At 62.2% G+C, this 14,782-nt stretch carries 17 protein-coding genes; 6 read left to right on the top strand and 11 right to left on the bottom strand.

The genetic code is table 11. The annotated features are described in order from the left end of the window. Positions 1 to 54: 54 nt before the first annotated feature. Positions 55 to 336, top strand: coding sequence for a SelT/SelW/SelH family protein (locus tag Q8O69_RS01770; RefSeq protein WP_305589192.1), 282 nt, complete (start codon positions 55 to 57; stop codon positions 334 to 336). 22 nt (positions 337 to 358) lie between these two features. On the opposite strand, the gene Q8O69_RS01765 is transcribed toward Q8O69_RS01770, so the two are convergent. Together Q8O69_RS01765 and Q8O69_RS01760 are read right to left on the bottom strand one after the other, a co-directional pair. Then, positions 359 to 1,210, bottom strand: coding sequence for a DMT family transporter (locus Q8O69_RS01765; RefSeq protein WP_305589190.1), 852 nt, complete (start codon positions 1,208 to 1,210; stop codon positions 359 to 361). A gap of 167 nt (positions 1,211 to 1,377) precedes the next feature. Further along, positions 1,378 to 2,127, bottom strand: a complete 750-nt coding sequence (locus Q8O69_RS01760; protein ID WP_305589189.1) for an AraC family transcriptional regulator — start codon at positions 2,125 to 2,127, stop codon at positions 1,378 to 1,380. A gap of 125 nt (positions 2,128 to 2,252) precedes the next feature. Here Q8O69_RS01760 and Q8O69_RS01755 point away from each other — a divergent pair, with 125 nt between their 5' ends. Continuing rightward, on the top strand, positions 2,253 to 3,071 hold the full coding sequence (locus tag Q8O69_RS01755) for a UDP-2,3-diacylglucosamine diphosphatase (RefSeq protein ID WP_305589188.1): 819 nt from the start codon (positions 2,253 to 2,255) through the stop codon (positions 3,069 to 3,071). After that, positions 3,068 to 4,099 (top strand): glycosyltransferase family 1 protein, encoded by a 1,032-nt coding sequence (locus tag Q8O69_RS01750; RefSeq protein ID WP_305589187.1) that lies wholly within the window; start codon positions 3,068 to 3,070, stop codon positions 4,097 to 4,099. Before Q8O69_RS01755 ends, Q8O69_RS01750 begins: the two co-directional genes overlap by 4 nt. Here Q8O69_RS01750 and Q8O69_RS01745 read toward each other — a convergent pair. Next, positions 4,092 to 5,480 (bottom strand): adenylate/guanylate cyclase domain-containing protein, encoded by a 1,389-nt coding sequence (locus Q8O69_RS01745; protein WP_275961313.1) that lies wholly within the window; start codon positions 5,478 to 5,480, stop codon positions 4,092 to 4,094. The two genes, Q8O69_RS01750 and Q8O69_RS01745, sit on opposite strands and share 8 nt — an antisense overlap. Positions 5,481 to 5,650: 170 nt before the next feature. After that, complete coding sequence (locus Q8O69_RS01740; protein ID WP_275961314.1) at positions 5,651 to 5,968, bottom strand: Mpo1-like protein; 318 nt, start codon at positions 5,966 to 5,968, stop codon at positions 5,651 to 5,653. A gap of 156 nt (positions 5,969 to 6,124) precedes the next feature. On the opposite strand from Q8O69_RS01740, the gene Q8O69_RS01735 reads away from it, so the two are divergent. Then, the gene (locus Q8O69_RS01735) at positions 6,125 to 7,126 is read left to right on the top strand and encodes an AraC family transcriptional regulator (protein WP_305589185.1); all 1,002 of its coding nucleotides are present in this window, start codon (positions 6,125 to 6,127) and stop codon (positions 7,124 to 7,126) included. Positions 7,127 to 7,134: 8 nt separating this feature from the next. On the opposite strand, the gene Q8O69_RS01730 is transcribed toward Q8O69_RS01735, so the two are convergent. Beyond that, positions 7,135 to 8,589, bottom strand: a complete 1,455-nt coding sequence (locus tag Q8O69_RS01730) for a TrkH family potassium uptake protein (RefSeq protein WP_305589184.1) — start codon at positions 8,587 to 8,589, stop codon at positions 7,135 to 7,137. Between the two features lie 71 nt (positions 8,590 to 8,660). After that, positions 8,661 to 10,115, bottom strand: a complete 1,455-nt coding sequence (locus Q8O69_RS01725) for a TrkH family potassium uptake protein (RefSeq protein WP_304869949.1) — start codon at positions 10,113 to 10,115, stop codon at positions 8,661 to 8,663. Positions 10,116 to 10,269: 154 nt separating this feature from the next. Between Q8O69_RS01725 and Q8O69_RS01720 the strand changes: the two genes are divergently transcribed. Together Q8O69_RS01720 and Q8O69_RS01715 are read left to right on the top strand one after the other, a co-directional pair. Continuing rightward, entirely contained in the window at positions 10,270 to 10,641 is a 372-nt protein-coding gene (locus Q8O69_RS01720; protein ID WP_305589183.1) for a YkgJ family cysteine cluster protein, read from the top strand. 73 nt (positions 10,642 to 10,714) lie between these two features. Then, entirely contained in the window at positions 10,715 to 11,281 is a 567-nt protein-coding gene (locus Q8O69_RS01715; protein WP_305589182.1) for a nitroreductase family protein, read from the top strand. Here the strand turns inward: Q8O69_RS01715 and Q8O69_RS01710 are convergent. From Q8O69_RS01710 to Q8O69_RS01690, 5 genes are all read right to left on the bottom strand, one after another. Beyond that, the gene (locus Q8O69_RS01710; RefSeq protein WP_305589181.1) at positions 11,247 to 12,590 is read right to left on the bottom strand and encodes a HAMP domain-containing sensor histidine kinase; all 1,344 of its coding nucleotides are present in this window, start codon (positions 12,588 to 12,590) and stop codon (positions 11,247 to 11,249) included. The genes Q8O69_RS01715 and Q8O69_RS01710 overlap by 35 nt on opposite strands. 89 nt (positions 12,591 to 12,679) lie before the next feature. Further along, positions 12,680 to 13,090 (bottom strand): Spy/CpxP family protein refolding chaperone, encoded by a 411-nt coding sequence (locus Q8O69_RS01705; RefSeq protein ID WP_305589180.1) that lies wholly within the window; start codon positions 13,088 to 13,090, stop codon positions 12,680 to 12,682. 130 nt (positions 13,091 to 13,220) lie between these two features. Beyond that, positions 13,221 to 13,898, bottom strand: a complete 678-nt coding sequence (locus Q8O69_RS01700) for a response regulator transcription factor (protein ID WP_275961322.1) — start codon at positions 13,896 to 13,898, stop codon at positions 13,221 to 13,223. Positions 13,899 to 13,901: 3 nt separating this feature from the next. After that, positions 13,902 to 14,303: a translation initiation factor 2 gene (locus tag Q8O69_RS01695; RefSeq protein ID WP_305589177.1), complete on the bottom strand. Its 402-nt coding sequence runs from the start codon at positions 14,301 to 14,303 to the stop codon at positions 13,902 to 13,904. 54 nt (positions 14,304 to 14,357) lie between these two features. Next, positions 14,358 to 14,657 carry a YciI family protein gene (locus Q8O69_RS01690; RefSeq protein WP_275961324.1) on the bottom strand — a complete coding sequence of 100 codons (300 nt, stop codon included), beginning with the start codon at positions 14,655 to 14,657 and terminating at the stop codon, positions 14,358 to 14,360. Positions 14,658 to 14,782 lie beyond the last annotated feature (125 nt).

Genomic DNA, 14,782 nt, shown 5'->3' with positions numbered 1-14,782 from the left:
CAGGCCAGGCTGCTGCGCGTTATCATCGGCTTTTCAGCCGTCGCGAGCCTGCCAATGTCCAGCCCCAAAGCCGAAGTGGTCATCACCTATTGCACGCAATGCCAGTGGCTACTGCGCGCCGCCTGGCTAGCGCAGGAGCTGCTGTCGAGCTTTACCGATGATCTGGCCAGGGTCTGCCTGGAGCCGGGCACGGGCGGGGTGTTTCGCATCACCTGCGATGGCGTGCAAATCTGGGAGCGTAAAGCCGATGGTGGTTTCCCCGAGGCCAAGGTGCTCAAGCAGCGCTTGCGCGATCAGATTGATCCGGCGCGCGATCTGGGCCACAACGACCGCTGAGCGTTGTTGAGGAACGCTTGGATCACTTGGCCATCCGCGCCGAAAGAAAGATCGCACTGACAATCAGCAGGCCGCCGGCCAGCATGCGCAAGGTCGGCACTTCGCTGAACAGCAGCCAGGCGAAGGCAATTCCGTAGATCGGCTCCAGGGCGAAAATCACCGCCGTGGTGCGCGCCTTGAGTACCCGCAGGCTGGCGACGAACAGGCTGTGCGCCAGGCCCGTGCAGAAAATCCCGAGCATGGCCATCCACAACCAGTCCTGTGCCTGCACGCTGGGCAGCGTCGGCCAGGCCAGCGGCAGGAATACCAGCAGTACGGTGAGGTTCTGGTACAGCGCTGCTTGCACCGGCTCGATGCCGCGGGTGCTGGCGCGGTTGAGCAGCGACAGCAGGGCGAACAGCAGGCCAGACAGCACCGCCCAGAGCAGGCCACTGGTGGCCTGGCTGCTCAGGTCGAAATGCGGGGTAACCAGCACCAGGCCCAGGCACACCAGTACCACCATGGCGTATTCGACCGGCCGGGTGCGTTCGCGGAACAGCAAACCTTCGAGCAGCACGGTAAAGGCCGGAAAACTGGCAAAGCCGAGGGTGGCGATGGCCACGCCGGAGATATGCACGGATTCGAAAAAACTCCACCAGTGGCCGCCCAGCAGCAAACCGCCGAGTGCCAGCAGGCTGGTCTGGCGTAAGCCAAGGCGGACCAGGCGCGCATTGCTGATCAGCTTGGCGAACAGCAGCAGGGCCGCCACGGCGAAGATGGCGCGGCCGGCGGAGATCATCTGCGGGGTGGTGTTGGCCAGCTTGCCGAAGATGCCCGATAGGCCAAACAGCAGGGCGCCCAAGTGGATGGCCCAGAGGGCATTACGTTGATTCATGCCAGGCGCGCGCCGTTGGGTAGTGGTTTGACGAAATCCTGCCATTCGATGTTGTGCATAGGCGACTCCTCGATTCTGCCGGGCAGTCTAGGTGTCTGCCTGCGGCCTTGTCTGTCTCAGGAGTCGCGGGTTTTGTCGCCAGGCTCTCGCAAGCGAGTGCCGGCAAATTACTCAGCGCGGCGCAGTTGCCGAGGTGTAACGCCGAGATGCCGCAACAAGGCGGCGCTAAAGGCACTTTGCGAGCTGTAGCCGACCCGTGCAGCGATCTCGCCAATTGCCAGGTTGCTGCCTTGCAGCAGCTGACGCGCCAGCTGCAGACGACGGCTGCGCACATAGTCCATCGGCGTTTGCCCGGTCTCCGCGAGAAAGCGCGCATGAAAGCGCGCAGCCGAGAGGCCGGCCAGGCGCGCCAGGTCGGCCACCTGCAGCGGGTGTGCGGCATGTTGATCAATATGCGCATCCAGCGCCGTTAGCGGCAGGCAACTGGTTGCATGGGTGGGCAGCTCGCCATTGGCCAGGCTGGCCAACAGCAGGGCAGCGCCTTGCTGGGCAATCACCGGGTCATTGATCGGGCTGGCGGCCAGCCAGCTGACCAACTGGCTCTGCGCGGGATTCAGGCTGACAGCGGCGGGTTTTTCCAGCAGGCGGCGGGTGGCATCCAGATGCCGGCCCAGCTGTTGTTGCAGCCAGCCTTCGCAAGGTACGTCGAGCACCAGGCAGTGGCTGCCGTCTTTGCTGCCGCAGGCGTGCTGCGCATCGCTAGGCACCACGGCCAGGGTCTGACGCTTTACCTGGCTACCTTGGCCGGCCACTTCGAACTCCAGCAGGCCGCTCAGGCCAAACACCAGCTGCGCGTGGTCATGGCTGTGGCTGAGCAGTTCATGGCGGTAGTGACGCAGCGAGAGCAGCGAGGACATGGTGGGCTCCTTGTTCGGCCAGCCAGTTTATACCCTTTGGGGCATGTCACCGAATTGCCACGGCGCTGTCATGCACCTTTCACCACGCCTGCGCAGACTCGAGCAAACCCAGCCGGAGGTCGTCCATGACCAGCGCCCAGCTCGCCAAGCCCAGCCGCAAGCAACGTGTCCGTACCCTGTGGATTTCCGATGTGCACCTGGGCACCCGGGATTGCCAGGCCGAACACCTGGCGGCGTTTCTCAAACGCTACCAGACCGACAAGATCTACCTGGTCGGTGACATCATCGATGGCTGGAAGCTGCGCAGCGGAGTGTATTGGCCGCAGTCGCACAGCAACGTGATCCGCCGCCTGCTGACCATGAGCAAGCGCGGCACCGAGGTGATCTACGTCACCGGCAACCATGACGAATTTCTGCGGCGCTATTCCAGCCTGATGCTCGGCAATATCCAGCTGGTCGACGAGGCCGAGCACCTTACCGCCGATGGCCGGCGCTTGCTGGTGATTCATGGCGACCAGTTCGACGTGATCACCCGCTATCACCGCTGGCTGGCTTTTCTCGGCGACTCGGCCTATGAGTTCACCCTGACCCTCAATCGCTGGCTGAATTACTGGCGCAGCCGCTATGGCTATGGCTATTGGTCGCTGTCGGCGTACCTCAAGCACAAGGTCAAGACGGCGGTGAACTTTATCAGCGACTTTGAAGAAGCCATTGTCCACGAGTGTGCCAAACGCGGCTTCAACGGCGTGGTCTGCGGGCATATCCACCACGCCGAAATCCGCCCGATGGGTGAGGTCGAGTACATGAATTGCGGCGATTGGGTGGAGTCCTGCACGGCGCTGATCGAGCACCTGGATGGCAGCATCGAGTTGTATCGCTTGGCCGATGATCAGGCGCGTCAGCTGCAGGCTGCCCCGGTTGTGGCTGCTGAGCCGGCCCTGTGAGAATTCTGATCGTCTCTGACGCCTGGTCACCGCAGGTCAATGGTGTGGTGACTAGCCTGCAGGCGTTGATCAGCGAGCTGCGCGGCCTGGGGCATCAGGTCAAGCTGCTGTCGCCAGCGGATTTTCGTGCGCTGCCATGCCCCAGTTACCCGGAAATTCCCCTGGTATGGAACCTCTGGCGGGTTGGTCCGGCGATTCGCGCGTTTCAGCCCGATTGCGTACACCTGGCTACTGAAGGCCCATTGGGTTGGGCGGCGCGGCGCTGGCTGAGCAAGCGCGGCCTGGCGTTCTCCAGCGCCATCCATACGCGTTTTCCCGAATATGTACACACCCGCTGGCCCTGGGTGCCGCTGCGCTGGGGGTATGCCTTTCTGCGCGCATTTCATCGGCCCAGCCAGGCGGTGCTGGTGACCACCGAGCGCATGCGTGAGGAGTTTGCCGGCTGGGGCTTCAAACGCTTGGTGCTGTGGCGCAAGGGTGTTGATACGCGGCTGTTTCGCCCAGCCGTAACGCCGTCAAGCCTGGCTGAGCCAGTGTTTCTGTATGTCGGGCGAATTGCCCCAGAGAAGAATATCGAAGCGTTTCTCGCCCTTGATCTGCCGGGGCAGAAGCAGGTGGTCGGCGATGGGCCGCAGCGTGAGGCATTGCAGGCGGCTTATCCGCAGGTGCGCTTTCTCGGCTATCAGCATGGCCAGGCGTTGGCCGAGGCGTTTCAGAACGCCAGCGTGCTGGTGTTTCCCTCGCGCACCGATACCTACGGTTTGGTGATGCTCGAAGCCCTGGCGTGTGGCACACCGGTGGCGGCATTTCCGGTCGCCGGGCCGTTAGATGTGCTGCAGGCGGGCGTCAGCGGGGTCATGCATGAGGACTTGGGTGCGGCCTGTGTGGCGGCCTTGAGCCTGGATCGCGCGCGTTGCGCCGAGTTGGCGGCGCGGCAATCCTGGCGGGCTTCGGCGCTGGAGTTTCTGGCGCAGCAGCCGCTGCTCGATGGTGAGCTGTGCTTGCAGGCCCAGGTGGGCGCTACATGATCACCTTGTCACGCAACTTATCGGCTGCCTGACTGAGGGCCTGGATAACCTTTTCCTTGTCGAAGTTCTGGATGCCGTTGGTATCCAGGTACATGGAAAAGCCAGGTAGTTCGTGCTCGACATAGCTGGAGGTGGCGCCCAGGTCGCGGCGGAAATCCACCACCTGATAGATCTGCACCGGGCGGGTAAAACCCTTGACGTTGATCTGGCCCTTGTCGCGGCACATGATCACGTCCTTGATCAGCGAATAGGTCTCGTGGGAGATCAGAATTTCACCGGCTTCGGCGGCGCTTTCCAGGCGGCTGGCGAGGTTCACGTCGCGGCCGATGATGGTGTAATCCATGCGAGTATCGGCGCCGAAGTTGCCCACCGTGCAATAACCGGTGTTCAGGCCCATGCGAATTTCCAGCGGTTTGGTGATGCCCTGGGCGCGCCACTGCTGGCGTAGCACCTTCATATGCTTGCGCATGGCGATGGCCATGGACACGGCATTCACCGCATCTTTCTTCGCGCCTTTGCTGCTCGGGTCGCCAAAAAATACCATCACGCAGTCGCCGATGAATTTGTCGATGGTGCCGCCGTATTTCAGGCAGATCTTCGACATTTCATTGAGGTAGGTGTTGAGCAGATCAGTCAGGGCTTCGGCTTCCAGTTCTTCGGACAGTTCGGTAAAGCCCTTGATGTCGGAGAAAAACACCGTGAGCTTCTTGCGCTGGGTTTCCAGGCGCACGCTCTTCTTGCCGGTGAAGATCGATTCCCACACCTGTGGTGACAGGTACTTGGCCAGATTGCGCGCCAGGCGTGCGGCTTTTTCCTGTTCGCGGGTTATTTCGCTGCGCACCTGTGCCAGGCGCAAGCCCTGCTGGTGCACAAAGTAGGCGGTGATGCAGATATACAGGGTGGTGAAAAAGATGCTGACCAGTGCCACCAGCGGTGGGGTGTTGATGTTCAGCTTGACCTGGAACAGCGCCGCACAGAACACCGCGCCGCTTAGGGCAATCAGCGAGGCCAGGGCGAGGTGACGTACGCCACCGATGACCAGCGCGCTGAACAGCAAAATCAGCAGCGACATCAGGCTGGGGACCACCGAGAAACCAAGCAGGGCCAGCGCGCCGCCGGCATGCACAGCGTCAATAAACAGCAGGCTGAGGGTGGTGCGCTGCGGATGCTCGCGTTTGAAGCGCAGGCTCAGATGGTGCGCCAGGTGCGGGTAAAGCAGGGCGTAGGGCACCATCCAGAGAATGTCGTAGCCGAAATGCTGGGTGTAGGTGCCAGCAGCAATACTGGCAGCGATGGCGATATAGGCCAGGACGCGGGAGTAGTACTCACGCAGCGGCGGAGCCGGCAGTGCGGAAATTCGGGGGGCGCTTTTGACATTCATCCGATGGGACAATCCCTGCTGCTCGTCTGGCACCTCTGCTGGGCACCTGGGTGGCGCACCGTGCCGGCTGCGCAAAATAAGCCAGGGATCATAACCAAGCCCACCGCAACCGCCAAGCGCGGCAGCCGAACGGCAGTGCCGCCTGTGTCAGCGGTCGCCGGGGCGGGCGGTTAAAACTTGATGCGCCCGGTAAAGGCATCCTTGAGCATCACCCAGTCGCCCATCAGCGAATAGAGTGGGTAATCAAAGGTGGCGGGGCGATTCTTTTCGAAGACAAAGTGGCCGATCCAGGCAAAGCCGTAACCAATCAGCGGTATGGCCAGCAGCCACAGCCACTGCTGAGTGACCAGGGCATAGCCCAGCACGCAAAGTACCAGCAGGCTGCCGACATAGTGCAGGCGGCGGCAGGTGGCGTTGCTGTGCTCCTGCAGGTAATAGGGGTAGAACTCGGCGAAGCTGTTGTAGCGTTCGTGGGTTTCAGTGCTCATCAGGGGCCTCCTCTTATTCTTTTGAGTGCCACCAGGCTTGCGGCTATGGCGGCTTACTTGCAGTCTAGGTCGACTGACGCGCTGGGCCACTGACATTAGGTGCCAGTTTAGTATCCTTCTGTCGCCCTTTTTGCTGACTCAAAATAAGAAAACGCCATGAGCGAACGTACCACTTCATCCAGCTGGGCCTCGGGCATTGTCGCGGCCCTGGAGCTTGGCGGGGTTGATTGCCGCAGCCTGTTTGCCCAGTTGGGCCTCGACTATGCCGCCTTGAGCGACCCCGATGCGCGCTTTGCCCAGGACGGCATGACGCGGCTGTGGCACATGGCCGTGGAAGCCAGTGGCAACCCGGCGATTGGCCTGAATATGGCGAAGATTCTACGGCCATCGTCCTTCAACGTGGTTGGCTATGCGGTGATGAGCAGCCGCAACCTGCAGGAAGGTTTTGCCCGCCTGGTGCGCTATCAGCGGATTATTGGCGAGGGCGCCGACCTCAGTTTTCATCCCACGCCAGAGGGCTATGAAATGCTTCTGGCAATCCACGGTGATCGCCTGCCCTCGGCGCGGCAAAGCGCCGAGGCCTCGCTGGCACACTCCCTGGCATTCTGCCGCTGGCTGACCGGCAAGCCGCTGCGCCCGCGCCTGGTGAGTTTGATGGGGCCGGCTCCAGAGGATTTGGCGCCTTATGAGGAAGTGTTCCAGTGTCCGCTGAAATTCAATGCCGAGCATTACGCCTTGCTGTTCGAGCGGGCCGATCTGGATGCGCCGCTACCATCGGCCAATGAGGCGCTGGCGCAGCTGCATGACCGCTTTGCCGGCGATTACCTGGCGCGCTTTTCCGGTACGCGGGTGACCCATCAGGTGCGTCAGGTGTTATGCCGTCTGTTGCCTCAGGGCGAGCCCAAGCGGGAAGCGGTGGCGCAGGCGCTGTTGCTGTCCGAGCGCACCTTGCAGCGGCGACTGCAGGATGAAGGCACCAGCTACCAGCACCTGCTCGACGATACGCGCCGCGAGCTGGCCGGGCAGTATCTGGGCCGGGCCAATCTGACCTTGCTGGAAATTTCCTACCTGCTGGGTTTCTCCGACCCGAGCAACTTCTTCCGCGCCTTCCGCCGCTGGTTTGACACCACGCCGGGTGAGTATCGCGCGCGTCTGTAGCTGCGCGCTTAATGTCGCCAGAAGGCCGGCAGCATCAGCACCAGTACTGTCAATATTTCCAGGCGGCCGAGCAGCATGCCGAAGGTCAGTAGCCACTTGGCGGTGTCCGGCAGGCTGGAGAAGTTGCCCGCCGGGCCGATGATCGGGCCCATGCCGGGGCCGACGCCGGAGACGGTGCTGGCCGCGCCGCTGAGGGCGGTGATCCAGTCCAGCCCACAGAGCGTCAGGCCCAGGGCCAGCACGGCAATGGTGATGGTGAAGAAGAACGAGAAGGTCAGGATCGAACGGACGATGTCTTCATCCAGGTGGTGGCGGTTGTATTGCTGTTTGATCACCGCGCGCGGGTGGATCAGCTGCATCAGGTTGGCCCTGAGCAGCACGTAGGCCACCTGGAAGCGAAATATCTTCAGCCCGCCGGCGGTCGAGCCCGAGCAGCCACCGATAAACCCCAGGTAGAAGAACAGCATGCCGGCAAAACCGCCCCACAGCGTGTAATCGCCGAGGGCAAAGCCGGTGGTGGTCATGATTGAGGTGGTGTTGAACGCCACGTGGCGAATGGCTTCGAGCCAGTGCAGTTCCGTGCTCAGGTAATACCAGGTGCCGAGCAACAGCCAGGTGCTCAGCAAAATGCCGAGAAAGCCGCGTACCTGCTGGTCCCTGATCAAAGCCTTGTAGTTGCCGCGCAGCATTGAAGCAAACAGCACGAACGGCACGCTGCCGAGGATCATCAGCACGATGGTGACCCAGTGCACCGCCGGCTCGGTCCATTTGCCCACCGATTGGTCCGAGGTGGAAAAACCGCCAGTGGCGATGGCTGACATGGTGTGGTTGATTGCGTCGAACCCGCCCATGCCCGCCGTCCACAGGGCCAGGCAGCCGAGCAGGCTGATGCCCAGGTAGGCCGCGATCATGTACTTGGCGACCATGTGCGAGCGCGGCATGATCTTCTCGGAACGGTCCGAGGACTCGGTCTGGAACAGGCGCATACCACCGATGCGCAACATCGGCAGAATCGCCACGGCCATGGCGATAAAACCGATGCCGCCGAGCCAGTGCAGCAGCGAGCGCCAGATCAGAATCCCCGGCGACATGCTGTCCAGCCCGCTCAGCACGGTGGCGCCAGTGGCGGTGATGCCCGATATGCTTTCAAACACTGCGTCGGTGATGCCCACATGCAGGGAAAACATAAAGGGCAGCGAGGCGAACAGGCCCACCAGCACCCAGCTGGATACCGTCAGCAGGTACATGTCGCGCGGGCGCAGCTGCACATCCTTGGGCCGGCCCTGGGCAATCATCGCGATGCCGGCGATAAAGGTGATCAGGCTGGACCAGAGAAACGCGTTGAGTTCGTCAGGCCGCGCAAACAGCACCAGGGTCAGCATGGGCACGGCCATGCTGATCGCCAGGGTCAGAAGAAAGATGCCATTGATAAACGCGATGATCCGTAAAGTCGGCCAAGCCATCTAAGCGGTTCCATTGCATAAGTAGCAGGAGTCTAGGTTATCGGGCTTGTTTATCGCCCGGCCTATTTCACTCAATGCCGCCAGAATGCCCGAGTGACCAGTACCAGTACGGTGAGAATTTCCAGGCGGCCGAGCAGCATGCCGATGGTCAGCAACCACTTTGCGGCATCCGGCAGGCTGGAGAAATTACCCGCTGGGCCGATGATTGGCCCCAAACCGGGGCCCACGTTACACACCGCCGTCGCTGCGCCGGTCAGCGCGGTTACCCAGTCCAGGCCAAGCAAGGTCAGGCCGAGGGCAATCACGCCGATGGTGATGGTGAAGAAGAACGAAAAGGTGATCAGCGAGCGGACAATTTCTTCATCGAGGTTATGGTTGTTGTACTGCTGCTTGATCACCGCACGCGGGTGCACCAGTTGCTGCAGGTTGGCCCGCAACAGCACATAGGCCACCTGAAAGCGAAAGATCTTCAATCCGCCGGAAGTGGACCCCGAGCAGCCGCCGACAAAGGTCAGGTAGAAGAACAGCAGCACGGCGAAACTGCCCCAGGTGGTGTAGTCGCCCAGTGCATAGCCGGTGGTGGTGACCACTGAGGTGACATTCACCGCGACGATGCGAAACGCATCCAGCCAGCTGTTATCCGAGTGCAGCCACAGCCAGGTGCCGAACACCAGCCAGGTGGCCAGCAGAAAGCCAATAAAACCGCGTACCTGGTGGTCCTTGTAAAGCGCTTTGCGGTTCCCGCGCAGGGTGGCGACATACAGGGTAAAGGGCAGGCCGCCGAAGATCATCAGTATCACCGCGACCCAGTGCACGGCTGGCTGGTTCCAGTTGGCCAGGGATGAGTCCGAGGTCGAGTAGCCGCCGGTGGAGATCGAGGTCATCGCATGGTTGATTGCATCGAAGGGCGTCATGCCGGCGAGCCAGTAGCCAAGAAAGCCGCTCAGGGTCAGGCCCAGGTAGATAAACAGGATGTATTTGGCCGCCATATGCGAGCGTGGCATGACCTTCTCGCCCCAGTCGGAGGATTCGGTCTGGAACAGGCGCATGCCGCCGACGCGCAGCAGCGGCAGAATCGCCACCGCCATGCCGATAAAGCCGATGCCGCCCAGCCATTGCAGCATCGAGCGCCAGATCAGCAGGCCAGGGGAGGCGTGGTCCAGGCCCGATAGCACGGTTGAGCCGGTGGTGGTAACGCCGGACATGGTCTCGAAGAAGGCGTCGGTGTAGCTGATGTGGTGAATCAGCACCATCGGCAGGGCGGCGAAGATGCACACCACCAGCCAACTGCCGGTGGTCAGCAGGTACATGTCGCGCGGGCGCAGCTGCGCGTCCTTGGGTCGTCCGGGAATGACCATGGCAATACCCGCAGCGGCGGTCACCAGGCTGGACCAGAGAAAGGCGTTGAGGTCGTCGGTGCGCGAATACAGCAGCAGCGTCAGCATGGGGATCAACATGCTGGCGGCCAGGGTGATCAGGAAGATGCCGAGAATAAAAGCAATGATGCGCAGTGTCGGCAATGACATGGATTCGGCTCAGGCTCTGTAGGGTAAAGGGGCGTTATTCTACGCGCGCTGCAGCCGCTGTACAGCCGCCATAATGCGCGCTTTACAAGCGCTTGGCGCTGCATAGAATAGCCGTCAGGTGCCGGCCCTTGCCGGTTTCTGAGCCCGCCAAATCATGTCCGATAGCAATCCTTGTCTAAGCTGTGGCGCCTGCTGCGCGCATTTTCGTGTGTCATTTTTCTGGGGTGAGTGCCAATCGGCGGGCGGTGTGGTGCCCGATGATCAGGTGGTGCTGATCACCCCACACCGAGTCGCCATGCGCGGCACGGAGCAAAAGCCCGTGCGCTGCACGGCCCTGCTCGGTGAAGTCGGCCAGGGTGTGCGCTGTACGCTGTATGAACAGCGCTCCAGCACCTGCCGCGAATTCGAGGCCTCCTGGGTCAACGGCGAGCACAACCCGCATTGCGATGCCGCGCGCAGTGCACACGGCTTGCCGCCGTTGATGCCGCCGGTATTGCCGAGTGTTTCGCCTGAGCGGGTAGCCTGAGAACTGTGCGGATTGCCCCTCCGCTGCGCTCAAGCACTAGAATGGTCGTCTGTTTCAATTGCCGAGGTGGCTGATGGACGCTCTTGATGCGTTGCTAAACCGTGTTTCCGCGCCGCGCCTGATGGCGCCGGCCCCCGATGCTGCGCAGCGCGAGCTTTTGTTTCGCGCCGCTTTGCGCGCACCTGACCATGGCCAGCTGCGGCCCTGGCGTTTTCTCACCGTCGAAGGTGCTGCGCTGGCGCAGTTGGGCGAGCTGTTTGCCCGAGCACTGCCTGCCGATGCCAGCCCCGAAGCTTTGACCAAGGCGCGCGCCATGCCGCTGCGTGCGCCGTTGCTGGTGGTGGTGATTGCTCGCGTGCAGGCCAGCCCGAAAGTACCGGCGCAGGAGCAGGTGTTGGCTGCCGGCTGCGCCGCTCACGGGATTCTGTTGGCTGCCCATGCCCAGGGTATTGGCGCGGTCTGGCGCACCGGCGATATGGCCTACAACGCGCAGGTCGCTGCCGGCTTGGGGCTGAGCGCAGATGAGCAGGTTATTGCCTACCTCTACCTCGGCACCCCAGAGCGCGAATTGCGCGCGGTGCCGCAGGTACAGGTCAGTGACTTTGTCAGGGCTTGGCCTGCGCCTGATTCGGCGGAGTAAGCGGTAGGCGCAGGGTGGCGACAAAGCCGCCTTGCGCATGGTTGCTCAGCTCCAGTTGGCCGCCATGCCGCTCGGCGGCGCGGCGGGCAATGGCCAAGCCCAGGCCGTGACCGCTGCTGGTCTGGCCGGGCGCGCGGTAGAAGGGCTCGCCAAGGCGCGTCAGCAGCTCAGGCGCAACGCCCGGGCCGTGGTCACGCACGCTCAGGCATAGTTGCTCGGCGTCTGTCCTGGTCGTCAGCTCGATGGCCTGGCCAGCCGGGTTGAAACGCAGGGCGTTGCGCAGCAGGTTATCCAGCGCGCGTTGCAGCATGTCCGGCCAGCCGTTGAGCTGCAGGCCGCTTTCCAGCTGAATCTTGATCTGTTGCTCCGGCGCGTCCAGGCGCGCGTCTTCCTGCAACTTGTGCAGCAGTTCGTCGAGGTTGATCGGCTGCGCTGCGCCTGGCTCGGCGTCGAGGCGGGCGAGGGCGAGGATTTCACTGATCAGCGCCTCCAGGCGGTCGCACTCCTGGCTCAGGCGCGGCCAGTATTTTTCCCGTTCGGTCGCGTCGGCGCGCTCGGTCAGCGCCAGAGCGATGCGCAGGCGCGCCAACGGTGAGCGCAGCTCATGAGACACGTCACGTAGCAGCTGGCGCTGGCTGCTGATCAGGCCTTGCACCCGTTCGCCCATGCGGTTGAAGTCGGCCGCCAGCACGCCAAGTTCATCGCGCCGTTCGGCCAGTTTGGCCAGGCTGTTCTGCTGATAAGCGGTTTGCCCCAGATCATGCACGGCGCCGCGCAGGCGATTCAGCGGACGGGTGATGGACAGCGTCAGCCAAAGGCTGAACAGGGTCAGCACCAGCATCGCGATACCCAGTGCGCTCAGCGGCCAGAGCAGGCTCTCGCGCTGCCAGGCGGCGACCTCGGGGTTCGGGATGCGGTAGATAAACAGGTAGGTTTCACCGCTGTACGGGCTGGTGTAGTCGACACTCAGGCGGCGCCAGGGCAGGCGTTTCTCATTGCGATGGCGGGCTTCAAAGGCCGCCGCGCGGGGCGGGAAGGTGCCTTTGACCACGGCTTGGCCGCTGTCATCAAGCACCTGCACATCAATACGGAACTTGCGTTTGCGTTGTTCGAGCAGATCTTGGGCGGCGCTTGGGCCTTTCTTTTCGTAGCGTTGCGTCCACTTCTCGGCAAGGTCATCCATACCGGGGTGCTGGCTGAGCAACCAGGCGTCCTGATTGAGCATGCGCCCAAGCAGCATGGACAGCCCGGCAACCAGGGCAATAGCCAGCCAGAAGCTGGCAAAGATGCGCCAGAACAGTGACCGCACGGTGGCTCCTTAGTGGAATGGATGTGGTGGAAATGCGTACGCCCATCAGGTTTTGCAGCCTGATGGGCGTAAAGGCAACAGTGCCCGGATTAGTTCTTTTTCGCCTGCTCGGCCTGCCAGGCTTTGAATGCCTGACGTTCCGCGCGGCGCTCTTCCATCTTTTTCTGATGCTCGTCGAAGGCTTTCTGCTGCTCAGGCTTGAGCAGGGCGCGGATGGCGCTGTGCTGTTTGTCCTTGGCGGCCTGCAATTCGTCTTGCATGGCTTTCTGTTCGGCTGCCGGCAGCTTGTCCAGGTAGCGTTTGGTGATGTCGTGGCGGCCTTTCATCTGCTCGCCCATCAGCTTACGGATTTCGCGGTGCTGCTCTTTGCTCAGGTCGAGTTCTTTGAACATGCGGGAGCTGTGCTCGCCGCCGCCGTGCCGTGGGCCGCCTTCGGGCATGGCCATGGCCAGGGTCGGCAGTGTCAGGGCGAGCAGTACTGCGGTAAGGGTCTTGCGCATGGTGTGTCTCCTTGTCTGAAACCGGTAAACACCGGATGAGCCCAGTCTAGGGCGGTCAAGGTCAAGGGCCGTCAGGGCAAGGTAAAGCTTAGGTAAAGAGCACCGTGTGGCTGATTTACACAGCGACTGCTCAGACGCTGTAGTAATAGCCGCGACTGCGTAGCGCCAGGATGCGCTGGCGGCCGTCGGCGTGTGGGCCGAGTTTTTTGCGCAGGTTACTGACGTGCATATCCAGGCTGCGGTCATACAGGGTCAGCTTGCGGCCGAGGGCTAGTTGCGCCAGTTCCTGTTTATCCACCGGCTCGCCCGGCTGTTGCAGCAGGGCTTCGAGGATGCGGCTTTCCGAGAGGGTCAGCAGCACTTCCTGTTCGCCCAGGGTTACGGTACCGCGGGCCTGGCTGTAATGCAGGTCGCCGAGATCGAGCGGGCTGCTGGGCGTGGCCGGCAAGCTGCGGCGCAAGACGGCGCGCAGGCGCGCGGTGAGTTCGCGGGGGTCGCAGGGTTTGGCCAGGTAATCGTCGGCGCCCAGTTCCAGGCCGAGAATCCGGTCCAGCGGTTCGCCGCGTGCTGAAAGCATCAGCACCGGCAGTTCCGGGTGGTCGCTGCGCAACTGCTTGAGCAGTTCTAGGCCGCTGCCGTCGGGCAGCATCACGTCCAGCACCACGGCATCCGGGCTGTGCTGGGCTAGGGCGTTGCGCGCGCTGTGGCCGTCATGGCAGGCGCTGACCTGAAAGCCTTCCTGGGTCAGCCAGCTGGTAAGCAGTTCGCAGAGTTCGACGTCGTCGTCGATTAACAGCAGATCACTCATGGGTCAGTTGAGCCACTCGCTACGTGAGCGGCGACCACGGCGCAGGAACGCACCGATAATCACCCCGAGCAAACCGGCGCCGGCGCCTGTGGCGAACCACATTTGCTGTTCGCTGATCAGCGGCTGCGGGGCACTGGCCTGGGCTTTTTTCAGCTGCAGCTTGAGGCGTTGGTTTTCCTGGCGCAGGCGCTGCAGTTGTACGGTGTCACGTTCGTTGCTGCTGTTCTGCAGTTCAGCGCTGAGGGCTGCGCGCTGTTCTTCGCTGAGCGCCAGGCGCTGCTCCAGTTCATCGATCTGCGTCTGCGCCGAAGTGGCTTCTGCCAATGGCTGCGGCGGGCTTTCCTCGGCCTGGGTGACGGCCGGCAAGCACAGGGTCAAGAGTAGAAACAGCGGGCCTGTACGCATCGGAACTCCTATCTTTGTAATTGTTGTTATGGGTTGTTCAGCGAAGGGATGGCTTCAAGGCAAGACCAGCTTGAAGGGTTTTACCAGCACCGAGGCATATACCCCGGCGGCGCGGTAAGGGTCGGCATCTGCCCATTGTTGTGCGGCCAGTAGCGATTCGAACTCGGCGACGATCAGGCTGCCGGAAAACCCGGCTGGGCCTGGATCATTGCTGTCGACGGCCGGGTGTGGGCCGGCGAGGATCAAACGGCCTTCAGTCTTCAGTTGCTCCAGGCGCGCCAGGTGTGCTGGGCGGGCATTCAGGCGGTTTTCCAGGGAGTTTTCCACATCGGTGGCAATGATCGCGTAGAGCATTTCAATCCTTAATAAGGTCGTCGGCGTAGGCCGCTGCCTGGGGAGAAAAGCAGCCTGGTCAGGCAAAGTCGAGGAAATATTGGCGCAAGCCAGCAAGAATCCACATCTGGCGGCATAATAACAAA

Source organism: Pseudomonas sp. (genome assembly GCF_030690725.1).
Lineage (GTDB): Bacteria > Pseudomonadota > Gammaproteobacteria > Pseudomonadales > Pseudomonadaceae > Aquipseudomonas.
This window is presented reverse-complemented; position numbering and strand designations above follow the sequence as displayed.

What these genes read in the sequence shown, in the direction of transcription:
- Q8O69_RS01770 (WP_305589192.1), top strand. Translation starts at nt 55, where the DNA reads ATGTCCAGCCCCAAAGCCGAAGTGGTCATCACCTATTGCACGCAATGC.
- Q8O69_RS01765 (WP_305589190.1), bottom strand. Translation starts at nt 1,210, where the DNA reads ATGAATCAACGTAATGCCCTCTGGGCCATCCACTTGGGCGCCCTGCTG.
- Q8O69_RS01760 (WP_305589189.1), bottom strand. Translation starts at nt 2,127, where the DNA reads ATGTCCTCGCTGCTCTCGCTGCGTCACTACCGCCATGAACTGCTCAGC.
- Q8O69_RS01755 (WP_305589188.1), top strand. Translation starts at nt 2,253, where the DNA reads ATGACCAGCGCCCAGCTCGCCAAGCCCAGCCGCAAGCAACGTGTCCGT.
- Q8O69_RS01745 (WP_275961313.1), bottom strand. Translation starts at nt 5,480, where the DNA reads ATGAATGTCAAAAGCGCCCCCCGAATTTCCGCACTGCCGGCTCCGCCG.
- Q8O69_RS01740 (WP_275961314.1), bottom strand. Translation starts at nt 5,968, where the DNA reads ATGAGCACTGAAACCCACGAACGCTACAACAGCTTCGCCGAGTTCTAC.
- Q8O69_RS01735 (WP_305589185.1), top strand. Translation starts at nt 6,125, where the DNA reads ATGAGCGAACGTACCACTTCATCCAGCTGGGCCTCGGGCATTGTCGCG.
- Q8O69_RS01730 (WP_305589184.1), bottom strand. Translation starts at nt 8,589, where the DNA reads ATGGCTTGGCCGACTTTACGGATCATCGCGTTTATCAATGGCATCTTT.
- Q8O69_RS01725 (WP_304869949.1), bottom strand. Translation starts at nt 10,115, where the DNA reads ATGTCATTGCCGACACTGCGCATCATTGCTTTTATTCTCGGCATCTTC.
- Q8O69_RS01720 (WP_305589183.1), top strand. Translation starts at nt 10,270, where the DNA reads ATGTCCGATAGCAATCCTTGTCTAAGCTGTGGCGCCTGCTGCGCGCAT.
- Q8O69_RS01715 (WP_305589182.1), top strand. Translation starts at nt 10,715, where the DNA reads ATGGACGCTCTTGATGCGTTGCTAAACCGTGTTTCCGCGCCGCGCCTG.
- Q8O69_RS01705 (WP_305589180.1), bottom strand. Translation starts at nt 13,090, where the DNA reads ATGCGCAAGACCCTTACCGCAGTACTGCTCGCCCTGACACTGCCGACC.
- Q8O69_RS01700 (WP_275961322.1), bottom strand. Translation starts at nt 13,898, where the DNA reads ATGAGTGATCTGCTGTTAATCGACGACGACGTCGAACTCTGCGAACTG.
- Q8O69_RS01695 (WP_305589177.1), bottom strand. Translation starts at nt 14,303, where the DNA reads ATGCGTACAGGCCCGCTGTTTCTACTCTTGACCCTGTGCTTGCCGGCC.
- Q8O69_RS01690 (WP_275961324.1), bottom strand. Translation starts at nt 14,657, where the DNA reads ATGCTCTACGCGATCATTGCCACCGATGTGGAAAACTCCCTGGAAAAC.